This window comes from Devosia salina (assembly GCF_019504385.1).
Classification (GTDB): Bacteria; Pseudomonadota; Alphaproteobacteria; order Rhizobiales; family Devosiaceae; genus Devosia; species Devosia salina.
The window spans coordinates 3,929,145-3,947,944 of sequence record NZ_CP080590.1 but is presented as its reverse complement, the minus strand read 5'-3'; the positions used below and the strand labels follow the sequence as shown (position 1 = coordinate 3,947,944).

Annotated in this window: 18 protein-coding genes and 1 tRNA gene; 4 read left to right on the top strand and 15 right to left on the bottom strand. The window is 64.0% G+C overall.

The window, feature by feature from the left end; all coding sequences use genetic code 11:
- Positions 1–8 precede the first annotated feature (8 nt).
- The 15 genes from K1X15_RS19325 to K1X15_RS19255 form a co-directional block, all read right to left on the bottom strand.
- Positions 9–1,160 carry a divergent polysaccharide deacetylase family protein gene (locus K1X15_RS19325; protein WP_220305162.1) on the bottom strand — a complete coding sequence of 384 codons (1,152 nt, stop codon included), beginning with the start codon at positions 1,158–1,160 and terminating at the stop codon, positions 9–11.
- A 130-nt stretch (positions 1,161–1,290) separates the two neighbouring features.
- Positions 1,291–2,718, bottom strand: a complete 1,428-nt coding sequence (locus tag K1X15_RS19320; protein WP_220305161.1) for a S41 family peptidase — start codon at positions 2,716–2,718, stop codon at positions 1,291–1,293.
- A gap of 7 nt (positions 2,719–2,725) precedes the next feature.
- Positions 2,726–4,147 (bottom strand): murein hydrolase activator EnvC family protein, encoded by a 1,422-nt coding sequence (locus tag K1X15_RS19315; protein WP_220305160.1) that lies wholly within the window; start codon positions 4,145–4,147, stop codon positions 2,726–2,728.
- A 103-nt stretch (positions 4,148–4,250) separates the two neighbouring features.
- Complete coding sequence (rlmH, locus tag K1X15_RS19310) at positions 4,251–4,733, bottom strand: 23S rRNA (pseudouridine(1915)-N(3))-methyltransferase RlmH (protein WP_220305159.1); 483 nt, start codon at positions 4,731–4,733, stop codon at positions 4,251–4,253.
- A gap of 18 nt (positions 4,734–4,751) precedes the next feature.
- Positions 4,752–5,144: a ribosome silencing factor gene (rsfS, locus tag K1X15_RS19305; protein WP_220305158.1), complete on the bottom strand. Its 393-nt coding sequence runs from the start codon at positions 5,142–5,144 to the stop codon at positions 4,752–4,754.
- A gap of 190 nt (positions 5,145–5,334) precedes the next feature.
- On the bottom strand, positions 5,335–5,967 hold the full coding sequence (locus tag K1X15_RS19300; protein ID WP_338033481.1) for a nicotinate-nucleotide adenylyltransferase: 633 nt from the start codon (positions 5,965–5,967) through the stop codon (positions 5,335–5,337).
- A 4-nt stretch (positions 5,968–5,971) separates the two neighbouring features.
- Complete coding sequence (locus K1X15_RS19295) at positions 5,972–7,255, bottom strand: glutamate-5-semialdehyde dehydrogenase (protein ID WP_220305157.1); 1,284 nt, start codon at positions 7,253–7,255, stop codon at positions 5,972–5,974.
- The gene (gene proB, locus K1X15_RS19290; protein ID WP_220305156.1) at positions 7,242–8,408 is read right to left on the bottom strand and encodes a glutamate 5-kinase; all 1,167 of its coding nucleotides are present in this window, start codon (positions 8,406–8,408) and stop codon (positions 7,242–7,244) included. The genes K1X15_RS19295 and proB overlap by 14 nt, the downstream gene beginning before the upstream one ends.
- A gap of 151 nt (positions 8,409–8,559) precedes the next feature.
- On the bottom strand, positions 8,560–9,603 hold the full coding sequence (gene obgE, locus K1X15_RS19285) for a GTPase ObgE (RefSeq protein ID WP_220305155.1): 1,044 nt from the start codon (positions 9,601–9,603) through the stop codon (positions 8,560–8,562).
- A gap of 21 nt (positions 9,604–9,624) precedes the next feature.
- Positions 9,625–10,191 carry a GNAT family N-acetyltransferase gene (locus K1X15_RS19280; RefSeq protein WP_220305154.1) on the bottom strand — a complete coding sequence of 189 codons (567 nt, stop codon included), beginning with the start codon at positions 10,189–10,191 and terminating at the stop codon, positions 9,625–9,627.
- 193 nt (positions 10,192–10,384) lie between these two features.
- Positions 10,385–10,912, bottom strand: coding sequence for a GNAT family N-acetyltransferase (locus K1X15_RS19275; RefSeq protein WP_220305153.1), 528 nt, complete (start codon positions 10,910–10,912; stop codon positions 10,385–10,387).
- Entirely contained in the window at positions 10,909–11,436 is a 528-nt protein-coding gene (locus K1X15_RS19270; protein ID WP_220305152.1) for a GNAT family N-acetyltransferase, read from the bottom strand. The genes K1X15_RS19275 and K1X15_RS19270 overlap by 4 nt, the downstream gene beginning before the upstream one ends.
- Positions 11,437–11,554: 118 nt before the next feature.
- On the bottom strand, positions 11,555–11,821 hold the full coding sequence (gene rpmA / locus K1X15_RS19265; RefSeq protein WP_220305151.1) for a 50S ribosomal protein L27: 267 nt from the start codon (positions 11,819–11,821) through the stop codon (positions 11,555–11,557).
- Positions 11,822–11,835: 14 nt separating this feature from the next.
- Entirely contained in the window at positions 11,836–12,366 is a 531-nt protein-coding gene (rplU, locus tag K1X15_RS19260; RefSeq protein WP_220307626.1) for a 50S ribosomal protein L21, read from the bottom strand.
- Between the two features lie 278 nt (positions 12,367–12,644).
- The gene (locus tag K1X15_RS19255) at positions 12,645–13,412 is read right to left on the bottom strand and encodes an MBL fold metallo-hydrolase (RefSeq protein ID WP_220307625.1); all 768 of its coding nucleotides are present in this window, start codon (positions 13,410–13,412) and stop codon (positions 12,645–12,647) included.
- A 249-nt stretch (positions 13,413–13,661) separates the two neighbouring features.
- Here K1X15_RS19255 and K1X15_RS19250 point away from each other — a divergent pair.
- The 4 genes from K1X15_RS19250 to K1X15_RS19235 all read left to right on the top strand — a co-directional run bounded on the left by K1X15_RS19250 (position 13,662) and on the right by K1X15_RS19235 (position 18,650).
- Positions 13,662–13,751, top strand: a tRNA-Ser gene (locus K1X15_RS19250).
- 92 nt (positions 13,752–13,843) lie between these two features.
- Positions 13,844–15,463, top strand: a complete 1,620-nt coding sequence (locus K1X15_RS19245) for a DUF6538 domain-containing protein (RefSeq protein WP_338033480.1) — start codon at positions 13,844–13,846, stop codon at positions 15,461–15,463.
- A gap of 116 nt (positions 15,464–15,579) precedes the next feature.
- Positions 15,580–16,047, top strand: coding sequence for a hypothetical protein (locus tag K1X15_RS19240; protein WP_220305149.1), 468 nt, complete (start codon positions 15,580–15,582; stop codon positions 16,045–16,047).
- Positions 16,048–16,373: 326 nt separating this feature from the next.
- Positions 16,374–18,650: a TOPRIM and DUF927 domain-containing protein gene (locus K1X15_RS19235; protein WP_220305148.1), complete on the top strand. Its 2,277-nt coding sequence runs from the start codon at positions 16,374–16,376 to the stop codon at positions 18,648–18,650.
- Positions 18,651–18,800: the final 150 nt, after the last annotated feature.

Below are 18,800 nucleotides of genomic sequence, written 5' to 3'. Positions count from 1 at the left end.
GAATGTCTCTATTTCATCAGGGCGCTGACCGGAACCAGCGCAATTCCCTTGGCATCGAGTTCGCGCGCCCAGTCCGACACAGTCTGCACGGAGATGGGCAATGCGCTGACAATACCAATGGCGCTGCCCGATTCTATGGCTTCCGTCTCAAGGCTGGCAAGCGCTGAGAGAATGGATGCCCGGGCCGGATTGGCGTCTATCATTTCCCCGGCGCGGCCGAACGGCACGCGATTGGCGGAAGCGAGCTGAGCGGCCACAGAGCGATTGGACGATCCGTCATCGAGATAGCCCAGGCCACGCGCTCCAAACTCTTCCATGATCGGGGCCATGTCCACCGCCGAGGCGGTGAACCGGGCGCCCATATTGTTGATGACGCCGAAATAGCCGCCGAAGCGGGCCATGAGCCAGAACAGCTTTTCGAGATTGTCGCGCGGTGTCTCCCCGGTCAGCATGGTGTGGGGGCCGGGGTCGTTCTGGGGATAGTCGAAGGGCTCGAGCGGGACTTCGAGCATGACCTCGTGGCCGGCGGCGCGCGCCGCGGCGACGCTGGATTGCAGCGACCTGCCATAGGGCGCAAAGGCCAGCGACACATCATCGGGGAGTTGGTCGATGGCATCGAGCGAGCCCTGCTCATTGATGCCGAGGCCGGTGACGACGATGCCGATCATCGGACCGGTGGTCGCCGCACTGTCCACGGGCCGGCGATACGCCGCGAAGGGGGTGAGACCGGTTCCGGACATGCGCGGAATGGTGCCGACGGAGGTTTCTTCGCTGAGGTCTGGCAGCGCGCCAAACTGGTCGGGAACCTGCCCCATGGCGCTGCCGGCGGTGCTGCCGGAGGGGGTGGGAACAGCAATGACCGAGCCATTGGCGGGGTATTGACCGGGGTCGGCGGTAATGGTCGCCGGGTGGCTGGCCGCCTCGTTGGCAATGGAGTTGTTGTCGCGGGTGGACGTGATGGCCACTTCCTCGCTGGGACGACCGCCATCGGGGTCATCCACCAGCATCAGGCGCAAGGCGATGCCGCCGATGATCAGGAAGATCAGGCCGAAAAGCAGCCGGGCAAGGGGGAAGTGAAACCGCTTCGACCGGGCCTGATTCCGGCGCCGGCGTCCGGTCAGCGGCGTGGAAAGGTCATTGGCCATCGGCTGCGTGCTCATCCCCGGCTGGGCAGGTGCGGGACGCGGCGCGAATCAAGCCGCCGCATCCCCAGTCTATCATGGTCTCCGGCGTTTCCGGGAACGCGCGGAGCGGTCCCATCATGCGGAGGCCGAGCGGTACCCGCTCGGCTTATTCCGCCTTTGCGGGATAGGCGGGGTCCGTCTCCTCGCCCTTGATCAGCCGGATGGCATATTGCAGCTGGGTATCTTCCGCCTTGTCCGCCGGGACATAGACAGAGGAGCCGACGCTCGCCTCTTCCTGGCCTTCAATGGTGATGTGGCCTTCCAGCCCTGCTTCGCCAATGATCTCGTCGCGCCCCTGGAACTCCTCGGGAACCACCTGGCGCACCTCGATGTCCGGGGTGATGCCCAGCGCCTGGATGGAGCGATTGTTGGGCGTGTAATAGCGCGCGGTCGTCAGGCGCATGGCGCCGTCCGGCCCCAGCGAGATGATCGACTGCACCGAGCCCTTGCCGAAGGACCGCGTGCCGACCAGGGTGGCGCGCTTGTGGTCCTGCAGGGCGCCGGCGACGATCTCGGAGGCCGAGGCGGAGCCGCCATTGATCAGGACGACCAGCGGGACATCGGCGATCTTGGCGTCGAGGGGATCGGGAGCCGCATCATAGCGGGCGCTTTCGCTCTCGCTGCGACCACGGGTGAGCACCACAGCACCGCGATTGAGGAAGGCGTCGGCGACATAGACCGACTGGTCGACCAGGCCACCGGGATTGTTCCGAAGGTCGAGGATGATGCCCTTGGGGGCCACGTCATCGCGCGCCTTGTAGATGTCCTCGATGGCACGCTCGATGCCGACAAAGGCCTGTTCAGAGAAGCGCGACAGGCGCAGCACGGCGATATCGCCCTCGCCTTCCTCGGCTCCTCCCTCCATGCTCCAGCGTACGGCGCGCATCGAGATGATGCCGCGCGTCAGCTTGAACTCGATGGGATCGGTGACCCCCTCGCGCAGAACGGTGATGGTGACATCGGTGCCCACCGGACCGCGCATCTTCTCGACGGCCTCGTCCTGGGTCATGCCCTGCACGGGTTGACCGTCGATCTCGTAGATCAGGTCATTGGCCATGATGCCGGCGCGAGCGGCCGGGGTCTCGTCGATGGGCGAGACGACCTTGATGAGGTCTTCTTCCATGATGATCTCGACGCCCAGGCCACCGAATTGGCCCGAAGTGTCTTCGCGCATCTCGTCATAATCGGCCGGCGGCAGATAGCCCGAATGCGGATCGAGCGAGGTGAGCATGCCCTGGATGGCGGCGCGGATCAGCTCCTGCTCGTCGGGTGGATCGACATATTCGGCGCGGATACGGTCGAAGATTTCGCCGAACAGGTTGAGATCGGCGTAGATTTCCAGCGGGTCGCGCGGCGCGGCGGCGCGTTCGGCGGCGGTCGGCTCCGGCGTTTCGCCGCTGGGATTGGGGTCGAGCTGCTCCTCCACGGGCGCCGGCGCCGGATCAGCCGGAGGTTGGTCCTGGGCGATCAGCACTGTGGCGGGCACCAGCACTGCCGCGCAGATGGCGGCAAGGCGAAGGGTGGTCAGGCGCATGGGTTTATTATCCCGTCTGTTCACTGTTGGCCCACCACCCGGCCGGGTCGAAAGGCTCGTTGTCTTGTCTCAGCTCAATATAGAGGGTCGGCTGGTCGTTTCCAGCACTGGTGGTCACGGTTCGTCCAATTGTGCGTGATCCCATGGTTCCCAATGGCTCGCCCATCTGCACGAACTGGCCGATATCGGCGGTGATCGTGTCGAGGCCGGCGAGCAGGGCGGTGTAGCCATTGCCCGTATTGAGAATGACGATCTGGCCATAATTGAGGTAAGGCCCCTTATAAAGCACCCAGCCGTCGGCCGGCGCCACCACCTGAGCGTCTGCGCGGGTCACGATGGATTGCCCCTGGGCGATGCCGCCACGGCCATCATTGGCGCCGAAATCCACCACGGTGACACCATTGGCCGGCAGGGCCAGATAACCCTGGGCCAGAGGGAAGGGGACCGCGGGTTGCGTACGGGCCGCATCGGCAAAGGCCAGTTCGATGGCCTCGGCCGAGAGCTGCGGCAGGTCGGGATCGGCAGTGACCGGCGCGGCGCTGGCGCCTTGGGCGGCGCGTTCGGACAGGGCGCCGATCAGTTCGCGCAGTGACGTGGCCTTTTCTGCCAGGGCGACCGCTTCGGCCTCCTCGGCCTGCAATTCGGCACTCATCTGGGTGATGCCCTGCTTGCGCGCCGCGATCAGCGTGGCGATGCGCAACTGCTCCTCCTCGAGCACCTGGTGATTGGCCTTGAGCGTCTGCTCCTCGGCCAGCGCTGCCGTCTTGATGTCGGTCAGCGCCTTGAGGTCATTGGCAACCGTGTCGGCCTTTTCCCGCAGCTGGGGAAGGATGGCGGCGATCAGCATGGCGCCGCGCGCCGAGCCGAGCGCATCGTCGGGATCGACGATCAGGGCTGGAGGCGGGTTCAGCGATATGCGTTCGAGGGCGGCCAGAACATTGGCGATCTCTGCATCGGCTCCGTCAAGGCGGCCGCGCACCTCCAGTTCGCGCACGATCAGCTCGGAAATCCGTTCCTCGACATCGGACACTTCGATCTCGGCCAGCTTGACCCGCTGGGCGGCGGCGATCAGAGCGGCGTTCTGCTGGGTGCGATCGCCTTCCATGGCGGCGATCTCGGCCTTGAGCTCGTCGATGCGTTCACGGCTGAGGCTGAGCGAGGCCTCTACCTCTTCGAGATCGATGACATTCTTGTCGGCGGGCTCGGTATCGGCGGCCTCGGAAGGCTGTGCGGCCTCTTCGGAGGCGGTTGCCGGCCTCTCTACTGCATCGGGTTCCGCGGGTTCGAGGGGCAGCGAGGGGCGCAGGTCCACATCCTCGACGGCCGCGGGAGCCGGTTCGGATTGCGCCAGAAGCGGCATTGCGACGAGACATGCCGCGACGCTGCCCGCCAGCAGGGCCTTGAGTGTACTTGCCGGCCGCAGGGGCATGGCGTCTCCTCGAAAAAGGGCCGGGCCCCGAATCAATCGGGGGCACTTTAGCAAGAGGCGGGCAAACCGCCGGTTAACAATGCTTAACCATAAGCGGCGGGGCTTAGTCGCCGCGATGATAGGGGTGGCCCGAAAGAATGGTGGTGGCGCGATAGAGCTGTTCGGCCAGCATGATGCGCACCAGTTGATGCGGCCAGACCATGGGCGAGAAGCTCACCGTCAGGTCGGCCGTGCGCACGAAGTCCGGGTCGATGCCGTCGGCGCCCCCGATCACGAAGCCCACGGCAGGGCGGCCGTCGTCGCGCCAGCGCGCCAGCTGGTTGGCAAAGCCTTCCGAATTGAGGCCCTTGCCGCGTTCGTCAAGCATCACCGTGATGCCCTCGGGCAGGGCGGCGCGCAGGGCCTTGGCCTCCTCGGCCTTGCGGGCTGCGGCCGACCCGGCGCGCGACTCGTTGATCTCGCTGACCTCGAAGCCGGTCAGGGCCAGAGGCTTACCGCTGGCATTGGCCCGCTCAAGATAACGGGCCACGAGCTCGCGCTCTGGCCCGTTCTTCATCCGGCCAATGGCCGCAATCGCAATCCGCATCGGGGATAAGCCCGAACGTTAGTGCTGGTCGGCGGCGAAATCGGCCTGCCACATCTTTTCGATGTTGTAGAACTCGCGCACTTCGGGGCGGAAGATGTGCAGGATCACATCGCCCGCATCCACCAGCACCCAGTCGCAATGGGGCAGTCCTTCGACGCGCGGCTTGCCATAGCCATTGTCGCGCAGGGCGGTAATGACCTGATCCGCGACGGCACCGACATGGCGCTGCGAGCGACCGGAGGTGACGATCATGTGGTCGGCCAGCGACGACTTGCCGGTGATGTCGACCGCGACCGTTTCTTCGGCCTTGGCGTCATCCAGCGTGTCGAGAATGAGGTCGATCAGGGGCTTTTGCGCACCGGCCACGGGGGCGGGCGAAGCGGAGAGGGAATTGTCGGGCAGCGCGGCCATCAAAAACGGCCTTCCGCCCATGCGCGGGCATGGGTCATGCGAAAGATGAGCATCCTTGGTTGTTGATCGGAATGTTGCGGCGTCGTGAGAACGGCAAGCCGTCTGTTCCTGTTCCGGTGACAATGATCACACTTGGGGCTGAATATGCGCTTCCGGAGCCGATTTCGCAAGGTCGGGGCGCGCAAGAGCCTTAATTTGTGCCCTGCGCGGCCCGGATGGCGGTCGAAGACAGGGGGGATTGGCGACCCTGGAGGTAGATCCAGGCCGGGGCATGGCAGCGCGCCAGGAGGGCCGTATCGGTTTCGTCGAGCTGGGCGTGATCGAGCGTTGCCGCGGCCCGGGAGGCCAGGGCCCGGCGGCCCGCCCCGGGGCGGACATAGACGGCCATCGGCACTTTTGCGGCCATGTCGCGCCAGCGCTGCCAGCGATGGAAATTGGCCAGACTATCGGCGCCCATGATCCAGACGAAGCGCCGGTCGGGCATGGTCCGGGTGAGGAAATCCACGGTCTGCCAGCTATAGGCAAAGCCCCGCTCGGCCTCGAAACCGGTGACGCGGATGCGCGGATCGGTGATCATGGCCCGCGCCGCAAGGACCCGGGCTTCCAGCGAGGGCAGCGATGAATTGTCCTTGAGCGGATTGCCCGGCGTCACCAGCACCCAGAGCGCATGCAGTTCGAGCCGCCGCAGCGTTTCCTCCATCACCAGCAGATGCCCCTGGTGCATGGGATTGAAGCTGCCACCAAACAGGCCAATGCGCATGCCGGGCGCAGAAGGCGGCATTGTGGTGATGCCGGGGATGCGGAGGGGCGGTCGCAGGGTCAAGGGATCAGGGCCGCGTCTGACCGTTGCCGCGCACGCGGTATTTGAAGCTGGTCAATTGCTCGACGCCCACCGGGCCGCGCGCATGCATCTTGCCCGTGGCAATGCCGATTTCGCCGCCAAAGCCGAATTCGCCGCCATCGGCGAACTGGGTCGAGGCATTGTGCATGAGAATGGCGCTGTCGATCTCATTGAAGAATCTTTCGACCGCCGCGGGGTCCTCGGCAATGATCGCCTCGGTATGGTGGCTCGAATAGTGCTCGATATGGGCAATGGCCGCCTCGACATTGTCGACGATCCTGACCGAAATGATGGCGTCCTCATATTCGGTCTGCCAGTCCTTCTCGGTGGCCTCGTGTGCCTCGGGGATCAGGGACATGACCGTCGCGTCGCCGCGGATTTCACAGCCCTTTGCCACCAGCGCTTCGATGATGGGCTTGAGGTGCGTCGCCACGACATCCTTGTGCACCAAGAGCGTCTCGGCCGCGCCGCAAATGCCGGTGCGCCGCATCTTGGCGTTGAGCGTCACGCTCACCGCCTTTTCGAGGTCGGCGCTCTTGTCGATATAGACATGCACCAGCCCTTCGAGATGGGCAAAGACCGGCACGCGCGCCTCGGCCTGGACGCGGGCCACCAGCGTCTTGCCGCCACGGGGCACGATGACGTCCACATTGCCCTCCAGCCCCTTGAGCATCTCGCCCACGGCGGCCCGGTCGGTGGTGGGCACCAGTTGTACGCATTCGACCGGCAGGCCGGCCAGATGCAGGCCGTCGAGCAGGCAATCGACAATGGCGCGGGAGGAATGGAAACTGTCGCTGCCGCCGCGCAGGATGACGGCATTGCCCGATTTGATGCAGAGCGCGCCGGCATCGGCCGTCACATTGGGCCGGCTTTCAAAGATCACGCCGATGACGCCGAGCGGGGTGCGCACGCGCTCGATATGCAGCCCATTGGGCCGGTCCCACTCGGCAATCACCGTGCCGACGGGATCGGGCAGTTCGGCGATGGTCTTTACGGCCTCGATGATGCCGTCGATGCGCGCATCGGTCAGCAGCAGCCGGTCGAGAAAGGCCTTGGAAATGCCCTTCTCTTCGGCTGCCTGCATGTCGAGCGCATTGGCGGCGAGGATCTTTTTGCGATGCGCATTGATGGCGCCGGCGGCCGTCAGCAGTGCGGTGCGCTTCTGTTCGGGCGTGGCGATCTTGAGCGCATTGGCGCCCTTGCGGGCATTGCGGCCGATCTCGGCCATCAGGCTCGCAATATCGGTCGTGGTGGCTTCAGCCAGGCTCATGGTTGGCCTCTTGTCTCTGCGGTTTGTCGGCGCTGCCGGTCAGTACCAGATTGTCGCGATGCACCAGCTCGGCGCGACTGTCCATGCCCAGGAGTTCGACAATGGTGTCGCTGCGCTTGCCCATGACCAGGCGAGCATCCTCGCTGTCGAGCCCCACCAGGCCGCGGGCGATCTCGCGGCCGTCGGGGTTGATGATGGCGATGGTGTCGCCACGCTCGAACGCGCCGGTGATACGGGTGACGCCAATGGGCAGGAGCGACTTGCCAAGAGCCAGGGCGCGGGCGGCGCCGGCATCGACCTTCACCGTGCCGGCGACGGCCAATGTGCCCATGATCCAGCGTTTTCGAGATTGGGCGCGGGTGGTCGCGGGCTTGAAGAGCGTGTGCAACCCGCCCTCGGTCAGCCGGCGCAGGGGATGGTCTTCTGTGCCCTTGGCGATCACCATGGCCGTGCCCGCCAGCGTCGCGATCTTGCCGGCCTCGACCTTGGTGGTCATGCCGCCGCGCGAGAGATGGCTGGCAGCGCCCCCGGCCATGGCCTCGATGGCGGGCGTGATTGCCTCGACCACGGGAATGTGGGCAGCCGACGGATCCTTGGCCGGTGGCGCGGTATAGAGCCCGTCAATGTCGGAGAGCAGCACCAGCAGGTCTGCCTCGATCATGGTGGCGACGCGGGCCGAAAGGCGGTCATTGTCGCCATAACGGATCTCGGCCGTGGCGACGCTGTCATTCTCGTTGATGATCGGAATGGCGCCGAGACCCAGCAGGGTCTGGATGGTGGTGCGGGCATTGAGATAATAGCGCCGCTCCTCGGTGATATTGGGGGTGATGAGAATCTGCCCGGTGACGATCCCATGCCGGCCCAGGGCCTCGGCCCAGGCCTGCGACAGGGCGATCTGCCCCGCGCTGGCGGCGGCTTGGCTCTGTTCGAGCGTCAGGGCGAGCGCCGACAGCCCCAGAAGGCCGCGCCCCAGTGCAATGGCACCGGACGAAACAATGACGATATCGCGCCCCTCGGCCTTGAGGGCAGCAATATCCTCGGCCAGGCCCGCCAGCCATTGCGCGCGCAGCCTGCCGGCCTTGTCCACAAGCAGGGCCGAGCCGATCTTGATGGTGATGCGGCGATAGGGGGCGAGGGGGTTCTGAACGCTCATCTTGCGGCGAACTCGATCCACTCCCTCCCCCTTGCGGGGAGGGTTGGGGTGGGGGGACAGCTTGCAGGGCGTCGAGCGCGTGACCACCCCCACCCGGCCTCCCCCGTCCAGGGGGAGGAGTTGCATCCAGCGTGCGAAGGCATCAACGCGATCAAGGCGTCCATTTGCCTTCGACCTTTTTCCGCTCGGCCTCGGCCTTCTCGGCCTTTTCCGCATCGAGGATGTTGAGCACGTCGTAGAGCACCTGCTCGACACCCGATCCGGTTGCCCCCGAAACCAGCCGCACCTCGGCCTTGGAGACCTTCTTGAGCGCCTTGACCTTGGCCTTGACCTCTTCGGGCGTCAGCGCGTCGACCTTGTTGAGCACGACGATTTCCGGCTTGTCGGCCAGCACATCGGCATAGGCGGCCAGCTCGTAGCGCACGGCCTGGTAAGTGTGGGCGACGTCTTCATTGGTGCCGTCGATGAGGTGGATCAAGACGCCGCAGCGTTCGATATGGCCCAGAAACCGGTCGCCAATGCCGATGCCTTCGCTTGCCCCCTCGATGAGCCCGGGAATGTCGGCCAAGACGAATTCGCGCTCGCCGATGCGGACCACGCCCAGATTGGGGTGCAGCGTGGTGAAGGGATAGTCGGCGATCTTGGGCTTGGCGGCCGAAACAGCGGCGAGGAAAGTCGACTTGCCGGCATTGGGCTGGCCGACAAGGCCGGCATCGGCAATCAGCTTCAGGCGCAGCCAGATGCCCTTTTCAACGCCCTCCTGGCCCGGATTGGCGCGGCGCGGCGCCTGGTTGGAGCTGGTCTTGAAATAGGCATTGCCGAAGCCGCCATTGCCGCCCTTGAGCAGAACGACACGCTGCCCGACCTCGGTGAAGTCGGCAATGAGCGTTTCCTGGTCTTCCTCGAAGATCTGGGTACCCACGGGCACGCGCAGGATGACATCCTCGCCATCGGCGCCGGTGCGGTTCTTCCCCATGCCGTGCACGCCGGTGCCGGCGCGGAAATGCTGCTGGTAGCGGAAGTCGATCAGCGTGTTGAGGCCATCGGCGCATTCGGCGATCACGTCGCCGCCGCGCCCGCCATTGCCGCCATCGGGGCCGCCGAACTCGACGAATTTTTCGCGCAGGAAGCTGACGGCGCCGGCGCCACCGGAACCCGACTTGATATAGACCTTGGCCTGGTCGAGAAATTTCATGCCTGTCGTGCCTTCCAGCGGCTAGCTCGCCGCGTTTCCGAGCCGCAATGCCGGCGGCCAGGTCTCAAGGAAACGCTCGCGCGTCAATATGGTGTCGATATGCTCCAGCTCGGCGTTCCGCGCAAGGCAGAGCAGGGTGGAGCGGCCCGTCTCGGTAAATCCCAGCCGGTGCTGGATGGCCAGAGACGCCGCGTTGAAGTGGAACACGCCCGAATAGAGGACCTCGGCCCCGGTGCTGGCAAAGTACCAGTTGACGGCGGCCCGGGCGGCTTCGGTCATGATGCCGCGCCCCCAATGCGGCTTGCCCAGCCAATAGCCGATCACTGCGGTATCGCCTGCGGGCTGATAGCCGATATGGCCGACATAGCCGACATCCGCAAGCTCGATGGAGAAATTTGCCTCCTGCGGGGAGAGGTCGGGCCGCTGGGTGCGCAGCCAGGCCCGGGCATCGCTGAGATGATAGGGAAAGGGCACGCGCGCCAGATTGCCCGAAACCTCGATGTCGTTGAGGAATCGCGCGATGGGTTCGGCATCGCCCTGTTGGGGCGGCCGCAGGATCAGCCGGTCGGTGACGAGGGTGGGGGTCATGTTTGCCCCCCGCATTGGTCCAATGCACGACTTTCCCCTCTCCCCCTGTGGCAGAGGGTGGATCGCGCGCAGCGCGAGACGGGTGAGGGGTCCTGAAGAGCCGCGATACTCCTCATCCGCCCTGCGGGCGCCATCCCCCGTAGCGGCAGAAAGGGGCGTCGAGCCGTTTCGATCCGGTCGGCAAGACTGTCTCTCAGGCGCATTGCTTGGACTCCAGGGCCGCCCAGTCGGAGCGGTCGAGACTGGTTAGCACATGTTGCACATTATGCTGCAGGGCATGGGAAAAACGCATGTCCCGACCGGTCTCGCGAAAGCCCAGCTTGGCCTTGACGCGGAGCGAGGCCCGGTTGTCGTGATGGGCGCTCGAGGCGATCGCACCGGCATCGCTATTGGCGAAATGCCAGCCGATCACGGCCCGCGCCGCCTCGGTGACATAGCCGCGTCCCCAATGGGGGCGGGCGATCCAGAAGCCCAGTTCGCTCCCCAGCGCCACGCATCCAATCAGGCCACGGCCTGGCAGATCGACGATGAACATGGCCCTGCCTGGGTCGTCGCCCGGTGCCTGGCGCAACCAGTCGCTGGCCATGGCCAGGGTGAAGGGAAAGGGCAGGGGCGTCAGCCAGCGGGCGACAGCGAAATCGCTGACGCCGAGCGCAAAGCAGGGCGCATCGTCGGGCCGGCCGGGGCGGAGAATGAGGCGTTCGGTGCGGAGCTCGGTCATCTCCCGAACTCCAGCCGCATCTGCATGACCTTGCGCCCGGTGAGGGTGCCGGTGCGGTCGATATCCTCGCCGACGTCGATAAAGCCGAGCTTGCCAAGAACCTTGCGCGACGCATGGTTGTCGAGCAAGGCCCGCGAGCGCAGCCCCGGCGCGCCGGCCGCTCGTGCCGCCGCGACCACGGCCTGGCCTGCCTCGGTGGCAAAGCCCTGGCCCCAGAAGGGCTCGCCCAGCCAGTAGCCCAGTTCCGGCAAGCGGCCGGGCAGCAGGTGCAGGCCGATCGTGCCGATAAAGGCGCCTCGGTGCTCGATGGCCCAGGCGAATTCCTCCGGTCCCCGGGCAATCGTCTCCACGAAGAACCGCCCGTCGCTTTCCCCATAGGGGTGAGGCAGGCGCGACAGCACCGCGTGAATGGCTTTGTTATTGGCCAATACGGCCATTTCGCGAACATGGCCCAGAGCAGGGGTGGCCAGGGCCAGGCGGGCCGTGGCGAGGGTGGCAGGCAGACGATCCTTCAGGGTGCTCATGGGACAGATTTCCAAATACGAAAAGGGGAACCGGCGGACCGGTTCCCCTTGATTTGTCGTGTCTGTCGCCAAACGCGCCGGGGAACTGGTCTCCGGCGGGTTGGTCAGGCCTGCCGGGTTATTCGGCGGCCTCTGCCGGAACGACGGAAACGTGTACTTTGCTGTTCGCGCGGGTGCGGAACGCAACAGTGCCGTCGATCAGCGCAAAAATGGTGTGATCCTTGCCCAGGCCGACGCCGGTGCCCGGAGCCCACTTGGTGCCGCGCTGACGCACGATGATGTTGCCGGCGATGACAGCTTCGCCGCCGAACTTCTTGACGCCGAGACGACGGCCAGCGGTATCACGACCGTTGCGGGATGAACCGCCTGCTTTCTTGTGTGCCATGGTCTAGCTTCCTCTTATTCCTTGTCGGCCTTGGGAGCGGCCTTCTTGGCCGGGGCCTTCTTCGCCGGCTTTTCAGCGGCGGTGTCTTCCTTGGCGGCAGCGGCCTTCTTGGCAGCCGGCTTCTTGGCCGGGGCTTCGGCAGCAGCTTCGGCCTTCGGTGCAGCCTTCTTGGCCGGGGCCTTCTCGGCGACGGCTTCGGTCTTTTCAGCATTGGCAGCAGCCTTGATCGTCGGCTTGGCACCGCCGGTCAGGATCTCGGTGATGCGCACCGTGGTCAGCAGCTGGCGGTGGCCGTTGCGGCGACGCGAATTGTGGCGGCGACGCTTCTTGAAGATGATGACGGTCTTCTGCTTCTTGGTCTCGACCAGCTCGGCCGCAACCAGGGCGCCTTCCACCAGCGGGGCGCCGATGGTGTCGCCAACCATGAGGACCTGGTCGAAGGTGACGATGTCACCGGCCTCGGCCTCGAGCTTTTCGATCTTGATGACGTCGTTGGCAGCAACCTTGTACTGCTTCCCGCCCGTCTTGATAACGGCGAAAGTCATATTCATGCCGATTGGTTTTCCCAACCGGTCCCTATCTGTCGCGCTCTGCGGCGCCGCAGGTTCATGCCAATCCCGCGGGCTTTTCGAATGATGGGGCCGAAGATTTCGGCCGGCAGCCTCGAGCAGCGTTTTCAAACAAAACCAGCGCACCGGACGGACCGGTGCGCAGATTGGGGGCTTATCGGGTCAAAAGGCCCCGGAGTCAAGCGCGGCGGGGCCCGGTTCGAGCCCGGACAGCATTTTCCGTTCAGAATGCGTTCATTAACGCAGTCCAGGACCTAGCCGGGATACCAGTTGCGCAGCCGCACCTCGACCGCAGCGTCGATATCGGTCTCAAGCGGGCTGAGGTCGCTATCGCCATAATGATAGGGGTAAACCACGGCTGGCTTGAAGGTGTTGATCGCCTCCACGGCCTGGTCCACGGTCATCGTATAGGGCAGGTTCATGGGCAGGAAGGCGACGCTAATGTCTTGTAAATCCAGCATATCCTGCGTGGGCTCGGTATCGCCGGCGATATAGACCTGCTTGTCGCCAAAGCTCAGCACATAGCCATTGCCGACGCCGACCGGATGGTAGCGCAAGCGGTCCTCGGTGGTGTTGTGCGCGGCGATGGCGCGGATCGGCAGGTCGAGAATGGTGCCGCTTTCGCCATTGGCGAGCGCGGTGGCATTGGCCTTAAGTCCTTCCGGCAACTTGGAAAAAACATCCCCATTGGTGATGAGCGGCGCGTTTCCGGCAATGGCCTCGAGCGTGGGCACATCGAAATGATCGCCATGTCCATGGGTAATCAGAATAGCGGCGGGCTCGGGCAGCGATGCATAGCGCCCGGCACCGCCAACCGGATCGACATAGATGGCCTTGCCGTCCCATTCGAGCACGAGACTGGCGTGATCGACCGGATGAATCACCAGGTCGCCGGCGCTGGTGGCGAGCGTGTCGGCCATGGGCATCTCCTGCGCGTGGGTGGCGGTTGCGACAAAACTGGCGGCAAAGCCGGCAAAGGGCAAGCCGGCCATGCCGGCGACGACGGTGCGGCGTGTAACCATGGTCAAGTCTCCCTCTTTGTTGATGGCAAGGAGGCTAACGGGGCAATGCGGACGCCGGATGTCCGTGCACGCAAATGTGAGGGCCATGGGGCCTGCGTCCAGCAGCGCGACTTGGGGAAACAGGTGCAACCCCCAAGCATCGCTCCGGGGCGAAACGCGCAAAAGGGGTGTTGCAGGCGCGGTTGGGCTATGTCATAAGCCCCGCCGTATCGACCAGCCGCGTCCGTTTCCGGGCGCTTTCGATCTCGCGGAGAGATGGCAGAGCGGTTGAATGCACCGCACTCGAAATGCGGCATAGGGGCAACTCTATCGGGGGTTCGAATCCCTCTCTCTCCGCCACTCCTAAGTCATTGAAATTGCTAGGGTAGAATCCGAATCTGAGAACGGATTCTGTCACAGCATCCCGTCACAGCGACGGGAGTGTTTGTTCCTTGCTTGGTCCTACATCATCCTTGGTTCACCGGCGGGGTCCGGTCCTCTGGTTCCGCAAGGCGGTGCCGGCGGACCTGATCGATCGCCTTGGACGGTCGGACATCCGCAGGTCATTGCGTACATGCAATATGCGGGTGGCCCGGCGGAGAGCCTGGGCTTTGACATTGGTCGTAGAGGATGCATTTGCTGTATTGCGCGACGCGGGGCTTTCGCCCGGCGCCCGCAGCGCATTGAGCGCCGTCCTGGACAGCGTCATGAATGACCTGGACCGCACGGGCCAGCAATGGTCGCAAAGGCTGCGATACAAGGCCCTGCTGGAAAGCCTCGACACTAGGCCATCAGATGACGCCCTCAAGGCCGAAGCGTCGTCTGACGAACTGATTGGTCAACTCGCCATCCCGACGAACCTTCCGGTTCCGCAACCCTCGCCGGCGGCGCCTCTGGCGGATCAATCCTCTACTGACCTTGCACAGACGGTAATGAGCGCTATCCGCCTCGCGAGCCTCCACCCGGACGCCAATAAGCCGCTGACCAGCTTTCTGCCGGACTACCTGGCGGGACTTCGCAGGAAGGGCCGCGGCGAACAATATCTGAGCGAAATTGGCACCAAGGTACGCATCTTTGTCTGCACGATCGGCGACAAGCCTGTGCACGAATATGGCAAGACCGATCTATTGCACTATCGTGACCTCATCGATCAGATGCCGTTCGATGCGATCAAGCACCTCAAGACCGACGATCCGGTCAAGGCAATCGCGCTGAATAAGGAGCGCGCCCAACCACTGCCGCCGATCAGCCCGACCACGGTCAACAGCAAGTATTTGACTGTCATCCGGGGGCTATTCGGCCATCTGGTCCACAAGGGTATCCTGGCCACCAACCCGGTCACCGGGGTGAATTCGGAGCAGGTCGTTGACGGCGAGGACCTGCTTGACGTCGAGATCCGACTTCCCTTTACCGCGGATATGGAAGCGGCGATCTTCCGCGAGGCCAGCAAAAAGCCGAAATATTCAGCGGATTATTGGTGGCCCCGGGTCAATTGCCGGCAGGGCTTGCGATTGCAGGAGTTCACGCAGCTGTGCGTGTCCGATTTCCGCATGCTGCATGGTCGCATGTGCATCGATCTGCTGCACTTCGACTTCGACGGCGACCCGTTTCACGCCATCCGCAAGACAGAGTTGCGGCTCAAGTCCTCCGCCGCGCGCCGCATCTTTCCTCTTGCGCGAGAGGTGATCGATGACGGCATTTTGGATCTCATTGAACGACGCCGGCGTCAGGACGGTCCAAATGCCCGGCTGTTCCCCAAGGAGAAGCCTGATCGCTTCGGCAATACGTCATCGGCGCTGTCCAAGCGCGCCAACCGCGTAGTGCGCAGCGTGACCAGTGACGCGCGCTACGTCGCCTACAGCGCCCGGCACCTGTTTGCGCAGCGGTGTGACGAGGCCGGCATCCCCATTGCGATCCGGAACATGTTCATGGGTCATGAGCCTGAGGATACCGAGGAGACTAAACAACGTAAGCGGCTACGCGGTCGGCACGTCAGTGCACGCTATGGGTCGCCGCTGCCGACGGCGGAGGATTTCGCCTGGTTCGACAAGATTAAGTTCAGCACCAGCTGACATGCACGCCCCCCGACGTTAGGCCCTTGGCAAATGTTGTTCCTTGCCAGGGAGGCGGTGATGGTTCGTCCATTCCGGCCGTGTCGGGCCGGAACCTTTTTCACCGGAGATGAACATTGGGCGAGCATATATCGGACGGAGACGGCAAAGAGGCAGATTCGGTTCCTGAGCTCCTTGCATTGAGAGAAAAACTGGCCCGACTGGTGGCGGACGATTTTGAGGCTGTCATCAGTTTTAAGATGCCCGCACCGGCCGGGTCGACCAAGGCAGCCGAGGCCCATCGGAAGCGGACGGCGCAGTACAAAACCACGCAGTTGCTGGCTCTTGCCCCGGACTCACAGGCCATCGCACAGGCCTGCTCCTATCTTGTGTTGCGGTCCCTGAGCTCGAAAAGCAAGGTGGCCCTGGAACTGCTCGAGCGCCTTGTCGGCATTTTGGCTGCAGCGGGCTATGAGCGTCTTGAAACAGAAGCCGCAATTGACCGGCTTCTGATCGACCTCGATCGTCGCCAGGCAATGTGGCAACGCAGCCAGATTCGCAGGCTTGCGTCGGCACTGGCAGCGGCCATACGCGGACTGAAGTAGCCCGGAAGCTGCTCGTGCGACGCCTGTGCATCGCACCGGGTGCGTCACCCGGTGCGATGGAGTAACGTAGGTGCCGAGCATCACTATGTCACCGGGTGATACCCGAGCGGCCTCAATCAACTATGGGGAACCATTTGTTGCTGGCGAGCCAAAGAGCGTGAGCTGCCGTCAGCTTCGATGCCTTCTGTTGGACGTCTGCAAGCCGTGACAGCAGCGACCGCCTATTGGTATCTGCAGTTTGGTTGCGACGTCGTCGGTCGAAGATGGTGGGCTGGGTGTTCCACCGAGAGTTTGTTCCTTGCCAGGCCTTGCCGCAGTTTCGGTCCATGACCGACCCCAACTTCAACATTGTCAGGCCTGCGGCGCCGGAGACTAAGGCAGAGCTCGATGTATCCGACATCTGGCGGCGCGCCGACGCGGCGAATCCGGCGCATCCCTTTCTGGCGCGATATGCGCTGCCACCGCAGCACCTACGCCAGATCGGCGATCATCTGGTCGCGCCGCTGACCACCCGAGGCGGGTCGCTGGTTGGTTTGCGGCTCGTCGATCCTCACGGAGCCGAGGATGCTTATCCCGCAGTGGCGGATCATGCCTGCTTCGTTCTGGAGCATGACGCTCCCACGAGGACGATCATTGTTCAGGGTTCAGTTGCGGATGCGCTTGCTATTCATGCGTCTACCGATGCGCGGGTCCTCCTTGTATCGTCCGCGACCGACGCGCTGAAGCTGCATGCCCAGCTATCGGCCGACCGCCCCGCCAGACCGCTCGTTGTGGCGTTTTCCTCAGGCGACGTGGCGGCCGCTTTGGCGCCCGTCGGAGAGCGACTCGTCTTCGGACTGGTCCCACCGCCGGGTCCCACATGGGCCGAGCTTTATGCGCACCGTGGTCCCGCAGGCGTAGCCTCATGGCTGGACGATCCCGCCATCATATTTGGTGGCGTTGCCATGCCGGATTATCTGGCTGTTCGCGCGTCCGGCCTATGGATCTGCCTGGAGGATCGATGCTCGTCACGAATCGGCGGTGCCGTTGTCGCCATTGCCCTCGCACATGACGAGAACAAACAGAACTGGCAACGCGTGCTCTATATGCGCGACCGGGACGGTAGTGATCGTCATCTTTTCGTGCCTGAGCAGCTGTTCTGGCAGAACCCGAACAGGGTGGCCGGCACCCTCATCAATGCCGGCTTCGATCTTGGCACCGGCTGTGCGGAGCAGCTTGTTCGCCAGCTGGTGCAGACATCGGTCGAAAAGCGCCTTGTCGTGGTGGCCCGTCCGGGCTGGCATCGTGAGCATTATGTCAAACCAGATGGTACGATCGGACCGCGCTCGTCCCGTGTCCCGGTTCTGGCCGGATCAGTTGGAACAGCGCCAGCAATATCGGCTGAGCGACTGGAGCTGTGGCGACGTACGGTCGGCAGGTATGCGGAAGGCAATAGTCGCCTCACCGCGGCGTTAGGGATTGCGTTGGGCGGGATCGCAATCGGGCTTTTCGACGGCCAGCTTGGCATTGGACTTCACCTGAATGGCCTGTCGAGCCTGGGCAAAACCACCGCGCTCCGGGTTGCGGCATCGGTTTTTGGACCTGCGCATACGGAGGTAAGGTCCTGGAGTGCTACGGATAGCGGCCTCGAGGTCCTGGCGGTCCGCCACCATCACCGCTGCCTGATCCTCGACGAACTCGCTCAGATCAGGCCTGACGCTGCGGCTCAGGCCGCCTATCTCCTGGCAAACGGATCGGGCCGGCAGCGGGCGAATGGTGGCGGACGTGCGCGGCCAGCCGAGCATTGGAAATTGACCTTTCTGTCGAGTGGCGAAATCTCGCTTGAGGAAAAAGTGGCGGAACGATCGGGGGCGCCTCAGGTGCGCGAAGGGCAGGCAGTGAGGCTGATCGACCTGCCGGCCGATGCCGGCTGTGGCCACGGCATCTACGAGGACCTGCACGGTTTTGCCGACGGCGCCGCACTATCCGATGCCCTCAACCAGGCGACGGAGCAGAGCATGGGCGACATCGCGGATGAATTTGCCGGAGCCATAGCAAACGATATCGAACAGACTCGCGCTTTCCTGCGCACAGAGCAGGAGCGCTTCGTCCGCAGCAGTCTCCCCGATGAGGCGGACGGCATCGTCAGAAGGGTATACTCGAGTTTGGGGTTTCTGGCCGCCGCCGCCGAGCTTGCGACGCGAAAAGGGATCTTGCCGTGGAGGCCAGGAAGCGGCCATGCCGACATCGGTGTTTGCGCACATGCATGGTTCTCGGCCTGGCGGTTGCGGTCAGGGATGAACCGCCCCCATGCGCTTACGCAGGCATGGCTTGCGGAGAACATCGCTCGCCTGACACCATGGGAACTGGCGGCGCGCGACGTTGATGAGCCTGGCTACTATTGCCACGCACGAAACGTCGTCTACCTGAAAGCCGCTGGCTGGCGAGATCTCTGTGGGGACCTCAGTTCCGCATACATGCAGGCGGCCTTGAAAGAAGCTGGGGTTGTTCGGTACACGACCGCTCGTCCACCCCGCGGCAAGCCAGGGAAATTCTACATCATTGATGCTGCTACTTTGGGTGATGGAAGCAGCGAAGGTAACAACAGTAAAAATCCCGGATAGGCGCCCTGTGTGCGCGGGCATCCCGAGGCGATGTTACCATTGTTACCTCGTTACTCGTGACCATTCGGCAGGAAGGGGGCCGAAAGTGGACTTGCAGGTTTTGGGACAGTGGCCAGGTGTTGTCGTCGTTCCGGCCCCCTGCATTTCGGC